Origin of the sequence: Clostridium senegalense JC122 (genome assembly GCF_000285575.1) — a bacterium.
GTDB lineage: Bacteria > Bacillota > Clostridia > Clostridiales > Clostridiaceae > Clostridium_J > Clostridium_J senegalense.
Genome location: NZ_CAEV01000155.1, coordinates 1 through 297, shown reverse-complemented (window position 1 = coordinate 297; position 297 = coordinate 1). Strand labels below are relative to the sequence as shown.

1 protein-coding gene is annotated in these 297 nt (G+C 28.6%); it reads right to left on the bottom strand.

Features of this window, described 5'->3' with window-relative positions; translation table 11 throughout:
* The coding region (locus CSGHG_RS19325; RefSeq protein WP_010291546.1) for an ATP-binding cassette domain-containing protein at positions 1 to 297 on the bottom strand (297 nt) is incomplete at both ends.

Genomic DNA, 297 nt, shown 5'->3' with positions numbered 1-297 from the left:
GTCGCTGTAAAGATTACAGTTTTGTATTTAAACAGTTCAAGCAAGTTTTTCATAACTATAGAAGTAGTTATTGCATCTAATGCAGAAGTGCTCTCATCTAATATTATTATTTGTGGATCTTTTAAAATAGTTCTACATATAGAAACTCTTTGCTTTTCTCCACCAGAAAGGTTAAAACCATTTTCTCCAATTATAGTATTTAATCCATTAGGTAAATTTTCTAAAAATAAACTAACTCCTGACATCTCAAGCGCATTTTTAAGTTCTTCTTCTGAAACATTAGGTTTTGCAAATTTT